Origin of the sequence: Pseudomonas sp. 21, from assembly GCF_000955805.1 — a bacterium.
GTDB lineage: Bacteria > Pseudomonadota > Gammaproteobacteria > Pseudomonadales > Pseudomonadaceae > Pseudomonas.
Genome location: NZ_JYOA01000003.1, coordinates 356,458 through 364,272, shown reverse-complemented (window position 1 = coordinate 364,272; position 7,815 = coordinate 356,458). Strand labels below are relative to the sequence as shown.

Genomic DNA, 7,815 nt, shown 5'->3' with positions numbered 1-7,815 from the left:
TCGCGCCCATGGGGCGCTCCTACAGGAAGCCCCCGTGCTGGAGTGCCACTGTCGTTGAACAGGAGGAAACCAGCATGCAAACCATCGCCTTCATCGGCCTCGGCCACATGGGCGCGCCCATGGCCGCCAACCTGATCAAGGCCGGCTACCTGCTGCGCGTGTTCGACCTGGTGCAGAGCGCCATCGACGGCCTGATCGCCCAGGGCGCCAGTGCCGCACGGAGCGCCCATGACGCAGTGGACGGCGCCGACGTGGTGGTCACCATGCTGCCGGCCAGCCAGCACGTCGAGGGGCTCTACCTCGGCAACGAGGGCCTGCTCGCGCACATCGCCCCCGGCACCCTGGTGCTGGAGTGCTCCACCATCGCCCCCGCCTCGGCGCGCAAGGTCCACCTGGCCGCCGCCGAGCGCAAGATCTCCCTGCTCGACGCCCCGGTTTCCGGGGGCACCGGCGGCGCCATCGCCGGCACCCTGACCTTCATGGTCGGCGGCGATGCCGAGGTACTCGAGCGCGCCCGCCCGGTGTTCTCCGCCATGGGTCGGAACATCTTCCACGCCGGCGGCGACGGTGCCGGGCAAGTGGCCAAGGTGTGCAACAACCAACTGCTCGCCGTCCTGATGATCGGCACCGCCGAATCCCTCGCCCTGGGCGCCGCCAATGGCCTGGACCCGGTGGTGCTGTCGGAGATCATGCGGCGCAGTTCCGGCGGCAACTGGGCGCTGGAGGTGTACAACCCGTGGCCCGGCGTGATGGAGAACGCCCCCGCCTCGCGTGGCTATACCGGCGGCTTCATGGCCGCGCTGATGACCAAGGACCTGGGGCTGGCGCAGGAGACCGCGCAGGTCAGCGGCAACAGCACGCCCATGGGCAGCCTGGCCCTGGCGCTGTATCGCCTGCTGGTGAAACAGGGCCATGGTGAGCAGGACTTCTCGGTGGTGCAGAAACTCTTCGAAAACTGAAGCCCGGCATGGCTGGCGAACAGCGCTCTCGACCAGACTGGCGCCCTCGCGACACTCGGGCGCCCTCCTCCTTGAAACGCTTCCTGCTGCACTACCGCTTTCGCCTGCTGCTGGGCTCCATCATCCTGGTGCTGGCGCTGCTGGCCTTTCCCTCACCGCCCTTGCCATTGGAGCTGGGCAGCCTGGTGCTGATGGTCCTGGCGGCACTCAACACCTTGCGCAGCCGCAGCCCGCTGTTCTACTTCATCTGCCTGGCCGGCGTGTTCAGCCTGTGCATGCAGTTCATTCCACAGGACTGGCACCTGCGGCCGCTGCTGCACCAGGGCATCCCGCAGATGTGTTTCTACCTGCTGCTGGTGGTGGCGTTGTTCCGCCGCGTGACGCAGGAGCGGCCGGTGACCAGTGAACTGCTCTACGGCCTGTGTTCGCTGTACCTGAACTTCGTGCTGGTCTTCGCCTTCGCCTACAACCTCATCGAGCAGCTGTGGCCGCACAGCTTCAACGGAGCCACGCCCCTCCACCTGGACAGCTTCATCTACTTCAGCATGATCACCCTCACCACCATCGGCTACGGCGACATCTCGCCGGTACTGCCGCTGGCACGCCTGCTGGCCGGCACGGAAGCCATCATGGGCGCACTGTTCATCGCCCTGGCAGTCGCCCGCGGGCTGAGCCTGATGAATGATCGTCAGGATGAATTGTGAAGCCTGGCTTACGAGTGCATGGTGATAACGGCCGTTTATCCAAACGCGCCCAGCACCGAAGATGAATCACCCGCCGCCACTGCGCGGCCAGCCATCCCACAAAGGTGTTTCCATGAACATTGCCCTGATCGGCGCCACCGGCCACGTCGGCCATTACTTCCTCGAAGAAGCCCTGCGCCGCGGCCATAGCGTGACAGCGCTGGTGCGCGATCCGGCGAAGCTACCGGCGCGCGACAACCTCAAGGTGGTCCAGGCCGACGTCTGCGACCCGGCCCAGGTCGCCCGCGCCGTGGCCGGGCAGGACGTCGTGGTCAGCGCATTCAATGCCGGTTGGGGCAACCCGGATATTCGCCAGGCCCATGCCAGCGGCAGCCGCGCCATCCTCGACGGTGTAAAGGCTTCCGGCGTGAAGCGCCTGCTGGTGCTCGGCGGCGCCGGCAGCCTGGAGATCGCCCCCGGCCAGCGCCTGGTGGACAGCCCGGAGTTCCCGGAACAGTGGAAGCAAGGCGCACTGGGCGCCGCCGACGCGCTGGACCAATTGCGCGGCGAAAAGGCACTGGACTGGGCCTTCCTCAGCCCGGCGATGCTGCTCGACGGCGAAACCCGCACCGGCAGCTTCCGCATCGGCGGCGACCAGGTGCTGTTCGATGGCAACGGCGAGAGCCGCATCTCCCTGCCGGACCTGGCGGTAGCGATGATCGACGAGGCCGAGCAGGCCAATCACCATCAGCAGCGGTTTACCGTGGCGTATTGATGGCGTTGGCCGGGTTCGCGAGCAAGCTCGCTCCTACAGATACCGGTTGCCGCGTGGCGCTCTTGTAGGAGCGAGCTTGCTCGCGAACCGTGTTCCAGCCAACGCGCAGGGGGTGAGCTGATCGCGGACGGAGTCCCGTGCACCCACAAAAAAGGGCCATCCCATGGGATGGCCCTTTTCCGCAGGCCCTCTCGGCTTATCGCTCGCGCAGCGCTTCCGCCTTGGCCCGCAGGATGGGCTTGAGCAGGTAGCTGAGGATGCTCTTCTTCCCAGTCATGATGTCCACGGTGGCGATCATGCCGGGGATGATCAGCAGCGGCTTGTCGTCGCTGCCGAGGTGGCTTTTGCGGGTGCGCAGCTTGATCAGGTAGAAGCTGTTGCCGTCGTCGTCGGTGACAGTGTCGGCGCCGATCTGCTCCAGGTCCGCCTGCAGGCCGCCGTAGATGGTGTAGTCGTAGGCGGTGAACTTGACCATGGCGTGCTGGCCGGGTCGCAGGAAGGCGATGTCCTGCGGACGGATGCGCGCTTCCACCAGCAGGGTGTCGTCCAGCGGAACGATCTCGATCAGGTCGCTGCCCGGCTGGATCACACCGCCGATGGTGTTCACCAGCAGCTGCTTGACGATGCCGCGCACCGGCGAGGTGACCAGGGTGCGACTGACGCGATCCTCCAGCGCCTTGCCGGTGGCGGTGGCCTTGCTCAGTTCGGTGCGGGCTTCGTTGAGTTCCTTCAACGCATCGCTGCGGAAGCGCGAGCGGGTCTCGGCGACCTTGCGCTCCACTTCCTTCACCGCGGCCTCGGCCCGTGGGATCGCCAGGGTGGTGGCATCGAGCTGGCCACGGTTTTCCACTTCGCCGCGCTTGAGACGCAGCAGCTCTACCTGGGACATCGCGCCCTGGGCCACCAGCGGCTCGGACATGGAAATCTCCTGGCGCAGCAGGTTCAGGCTGTTGCGGTACTGCGCCTGCTTGGAGACGAACTCGCGCAACTCCTGCTGCTTCTGCACCAGCTGTTGCTGCAGGCCGTCGGTTTCATCCTTGAGCTGCTGCTGGCGGCTGTGGAACAGCGCCTCTTCACTGCTGGCCTGGCCGGGCACCTTGGCGCGCACATCGTCGGGGATGTTCAGCGCTCGCTCTTCCACCTCGGCGGACAGGCGCTCCACGCGCAGGAACATCGCCAGGCGGTCGGCCTCGGTTTCGCCGACGTTGGACTGGAAGCGCGTCGGGTCCAGGCGCATCAGTTGCTCGCCGGCCTGCACCACCTGCCCTTCGTGGACGAAAATCTGCGAGACGATGCCGCCTTCCAGGTTCTGGATCTTCTGCACCTTGGACGAGGGAATCGCCTTGCCCTCGCCGCGGGTGACCTCGTCGATCTGCGCGAAGTGTGCCCAGAGCAGCAGGAAGGCGACGAAGCCGATGAGAATCCAGATGGTCAGGCGCACCACACGCGGCGCGTCCTCGATCAGCGCCTTGCTGACTTCCGGAAGCGGCTGGCCGGAGAGGTTGTCGCCGCCCTTGAAATAGCCACGGACAGAGTGGCGGATACTGCCCAGAGGATTAAGCGACACTGATCTGCCCCTTCTTCAGTGCATCCATGACCACGTCCTTCGGACCGTCGGCGATGATGCGGCCCTTGTCGATGATCACCAGGCGGTCCACCAGGCTGAGCATGGAGGCGCGGTGGGTGACCAGCAGCAGTGTCTTCTCGCCCATTATCGATTGCAGGCGCTGTTTCAGGCGTTCCTCGCCGGCGTTGTCCATGGCGCTGGTGGGCTCGTCCAGCAGCAGGATCGGCGGGTCGAGCAGCAGCGCGCGGGCCAGGGCGACGTTCTGCCGCTGGCCGCCGGACAGATTGTGGCCACGCTCGCCGACCTGCAGCTCGTAACCCTGCGGGTGCAGGCGGACGAACTCGTTCACACCGGTCAGCTCGGCCACTTCCAGCACGCGCTCGTCATCGATGTAGCGCGCGCCGCTGACCAGGTTGTCGCGCAGGGTGCCACTGAACAGGCTGATGTCCTGTGGCACGTAGCCGATGTTGTGGCGCAGCTCGCTGATGTCCAGCTGGCGCACGTCGGCGCCGTCCACCAGCAGGTTGCCGTTCTCGGGCTGGTGCAGGCCGACGATCAGCTTGGCCAGGGAGCTCTTGCCCGAGCCGCTGCGGCCGATGATGCCGACCTTCTCGCCGGCGCGGATCTGCAGGTTGATGCCGTGCAGCGCCGAGACCTGCTGGTTCGGGTAGGCGAAGTCGAGGCCGCGCATCTCGATGCCGCCGCGCAGTTGCGAGCGGGTCAGCGGACGTTCGTCGGCGTTGCGCTCCTGCGGCAGCTCCATCATCTGGTTGGTGGTGGCCATGGACAGGCGCGCCTGCTGGTAGCGCTGGATCAGCCCGGAGAGCTGGGTCAGCGGGCCGAGGGCGCGGCCGTTGAGCATGTAGCAGGCGATCAGGCCGCCCATGGACAGGTCGCCGGCGATGATCAGGTAGACGCCGCCGATGATCATGATGACCCCGGCCAGCGCCTGGATCAGCACGGTGATGTTCATCGCCAGGGTCGACAGCAGCTTGACCCGCAGCTCCAGGCGGCTGAGGGTGCCGATGGTCTGCTCCCACAGGTACTGGCGCTCGCTCTCGGCGTTGTTGACCTTCACCGCGTCGAGGCTGGCGAGTGTCTCGATCAGGCTCGACTGGCGCTCGGCGGCCAGCGCCATGGTGCGGTTCATGGTCTCCACCAGCGGCTTCTGCAGCAGCCAGCCGAGGCCCGCGGCCAGCGGGAAAGCCACCAGCGGGACGAACACCAGCGGCCCGCCGATGATGCCGATCACCAGCAGGATCAGCAGGGTGAACGGCAGGTCGATCAGGGTGGTGAGCGTGAGCGAGTTGAGGAAGTCACGCAGCGTCTGGAATTCGTGGATGTTCTGGGCGAACGAGCCGACCCGCGCCGGGCGGTACTTCATGCTCATGCCGACGATGCGCTCGAACAGCGTCGCCGAGATGATCAGGTCGGTCTTCTTGCCGGCCAGGTCCAGGCACAGGCCGCGCATGGTCTTGAGCAGCAGGTCGAACAGGTAGGCGCCGCTGATGCCGATGGCCAGCACCCACAGGGTAGCGGCGGCCTGGTTGGGCACTACGCGGTCGTAGACGTTCATGACGAACAGCGGCGCAGCCAGGGCGATCAGGTTGATCAGCAGGCTCGCGGCCACGGCGTCGACATAGAGCCAGCGCGAGCGCTTGAGGGTGTCGCGGAACCAGCTCTTGGCGCGCGGAATCAGCTCGCCGTGCTGCAGGTCGAACTTGTGCTGCGGCTGGGCGAAGAAGGCCTGGCCGGCATAGTCCTCGCCGAGCAGCTCGCGGGTGACGCGCACTTCACCGCCGTCGCTCTCGGACAGCAGCAGGCGCGCATCGCCATTGCTTTCCCAGCCCAGCAGCACCGCGCAGCGCCCTTCGCGCAGCAGCAGCATGGCGGGCATGGCCAGCGCAGGAATCTGCTCCAGCTTGCGCTGCAGCAGGCGCCCCTGCAGGCCGGCGCGAGCCGCCGCACGGGGCAACAGCTCGGCACAGAGGCGCTGGCCGGGCAGCGGCAGGCCGCTGGTGAGCATGGCGCGGCTGGCCGGCTTCTGGTGCAGCTGACAAAGCGTCAGCAGGCTGTCCAGCAGCGGGTCATCCAGCAGACCGCGCGGATCGTGGCTTAGGGGTACTGCGCTGACTTCTTGATCCACGCGGATGCTCTCTCGGGCAGGTTAGTTGAGGCCGGGCAGCTGGACTTTCGGCTTGATGTCTTCGGAAGCCACCGCGGCCATCGGCGCGACCACACCCTGGCTCTTGAGCAATTCGCCCAGGGTGGCCTTGATGCGGTACTGGGTGAACAGCTCGGTGTACTTCAGGTCGACCAGACGGCGCGAAGCGTTGAACAGTTCGTTCTCGCTGTCCAGCAGGTCCAGCAGGGTGCGCTCGCCGATGGTGAACTGCTTCTGGTAGGCCTCGCGCACGCGGGTGCTGTAGTCCACGTACTGGCGGGCGATCGGCAGCTGGTCACGGGCGTTGTTCAGGGCGTTCCAGGACAATCCGAGTTCCTCGTTCAACTGGCGCAGGGCGTTGTTGCGGATATCCAGGGCCTGGTTCGCCTCGTACGACTTGGCTTCCAGTTCGGCCTTGTTGCTGCCACCGGCGAACAGGTTGTAGCGCATGCGCAGCATGGCCTGCCATTCGTTGTTGTGGCCTTCTTCTCCGTCGAGGTTGTTATCGGCACCGCGGGAAAGTTCTGCATCGAATCTCGGATAGAAGGTCGATTTCGCCGCGTCGTACTGCTTCTCGGCGGCGGCGACGTCGGATTCCGCGGAGCGCAGGATCGGGCTGTTCTCCACCAGTTGGCGACGGGCGGCCTGCAGGTCTTCCGGCAACTGGCCGACAAGACCAGTCGGCTCGCTCAGTTCCACCGGGTCGCTGCCCACCACGCTGTAGTAGTTGGTGCGGGCGTCGGCCAGGTTGGTCTTCTCGGTCATCAGGTTGTTCTGCGCCTGGGCCAGGCGGGCTTCGGCCTGGTCCTGGTCGGCGAGACGGCCGACGCCACGGGAGCTGCGCAGGCTGATCTGGTCGTAGACGCGCTGGTGATTCTTCAGGTTGTCCTCGGCCAGACGAACCATTTCCTGGCGACGCAGCACGTCGGTGTAGACCTGGGCGACGTCCAGCGCGGTGCGCTCGGAAGTACCCAGCAGCGCATAGGCGCGGGAGTTGACGTTGGCCTGCTGGCGGCCGACTTCGCTGGACGTGGCGAAGCCGTCGAACACCATCTGGCGCAGGGCGAGGTTGGATTCGCCACGGTTCAGCGTGTCCCAGTGGTCGCCTTGGCCACGGGTGGTGGTGTTGTCGGAGCCTTCGCGGCCGTATCCGGCGGTCAGGTCGACGGACGGCAGGTAGCCCCCCTTCGCGGCGCGCAGTTGCTTGTCCGCAGCGAGACGCGAGTTCACCCCGGCCTGGATTTCCGGGTGGTACTCCAGGGCCTTCTGCATGGCCTGGTTGAGGGTATCGGCCTGTACCGGCAGAGCCACGGGAATGACGAAAGCCAGGGCGAAGGGCACGGCTTGAGCGAATCGCATGCGCATGAGGAAAACATCCTTATCAGTGAGATAGCCGCAGCGATTCGATTGCCGCTAACGAGCGTCAAAAGACCGGCGAATGGCTGCAAGGAAAGCTTCAAAAAGCGTGATGAATTTCACGCTAAATTTTTTTGGGCGGACCACCGATATCAAAGTGACATCGATTTGCCAATTGTTTAGGATGGCAATCGAATGGTCAATACATTGGCATATACGTAATTTCCAACCGCTATAAGCCAATGTATTGACGCCAAACTTTTTGCTCTTAAAGACAAGGGAATGCCTCCTGAGCCGACCTCACCTGCGGC

At 65.5% G+C, this 7,815-nt stretch carries 6 protein-coding genes; 3 read left to right on the top strand and 3 right to left on the bottom strand.

What is annotated here, in order from left to right; translation table 11 throughout:
* Positions 1-74 precede the first annotated feature (74 nt).
* The 3 genes from mmsB (at position 75) to UB43_RS07180 (ending at position 2,417) form a co-directional block, all read left to right on the top strand.
* Positions 75-959 carry a 3-hydroxyisobutyrate dehydrogenase gene (gene mmsB / locus UB43_RS07190; RefSeq protein ID WP_045209752.1) on the top strand — a complete coding sequence of 295 codons (885 nt, stop codon included), beginning with the start codon at positions 75-77 and terminating at the stop codon, positions 957-959.
* Between the two features lie 71 nt (positions 960-1,030).
* Positions 1,031-1,663: a potassium channel family protein gene (locus UB43_RS29800; RefSeq protein WP_045209751.1), complete on the top strand. Its 633-nt coding sequence runs from the start codon at positions 1,031-1,033 to the stop codon at positions 1,661-1,663.
* 112 nt (positions 1,664-1,775) lie between these two features.
* Complete coding sequence (locus UB43_RS07180; protein WP_045209750.1) at positions 1,776-2,417, top strand: NAD(P)-dependent oxidoreductase; 642 nt, start codon at positions 1,776-1,778, stop codon at positions 2,415-2,417.
* Positions 2,418-2,613: 196 nt separating this feature from the next.
* Here UB43_RS07180 and UB43_RS07175 read toward each other — a convergent pair whose 3' ends face one another.
* The 3 genes from UB43_RS07175 to UB43_RS07165 are packed head-to-tail and all read right to left on the bottom strand — an operon-like array spanning position 2,614 to position 7,513.
* Positions 2,614-3,984, bottom strand: coding sequence for an HlyD family type I secretion periplasmic adaptor subunit (locus tag UB43_RS07175; RefSeq protein ID WP_045209749.1), 1,371 nt, complete (start codon positions 3,982-3,984; stop codon positions 2,614-2,616).
* A complete protein-coding gene (locus UB43_RS07170; RefSeq protein WP_045209748.1) occupies positions 3,974-6,130 on the bottom strand; it encodes a type I secretion system permease/ATPase in 2,157 nt (718 codons plus the stop codon). Before UB43_RS07170 ends, UB43_RS07175 begins: the two co-directional genes overlap by 11 nt.
* 21 nt (positions 6,131-6,151) lie before the next feature.
* Positions 6,152-7,513 (bottom strand): TolC family outer membrane protein, encoded by a 1,362-nt coding sequence (locus UB43_RS07165; RefSeq protein WP_045209747.1) that lies wholly within the window; start codon positions 7,511-7,513, stop codon positions 6,152-6,154.
* Between the last annotated feature and the right edge of the window lie 302 nt (positions 7,514-7,815).

Coding starts and splice junctions, on each gene's coding strand:
- UB43_RS07165 (WP_045209747.1), bottom strand. CDS start 7,513: ATGCGCATGCGATTCGCTCAAGCCGTGCCCTTCGCCCTGGCTTTCGTC.
- UB43_RS07180 (WP_045209750.1), top strand. CDS start 1,776: ATGAACATTGCCCTGATCGGCGCCACCGGCCACGTCGGCCATTACTTC.
- mmsB (WP_045209752.1), top strand. CDS start 75: ATGCAAACCATCGCCTTCATCGGCCTCGGCCACATGGGCGCGCCCATG.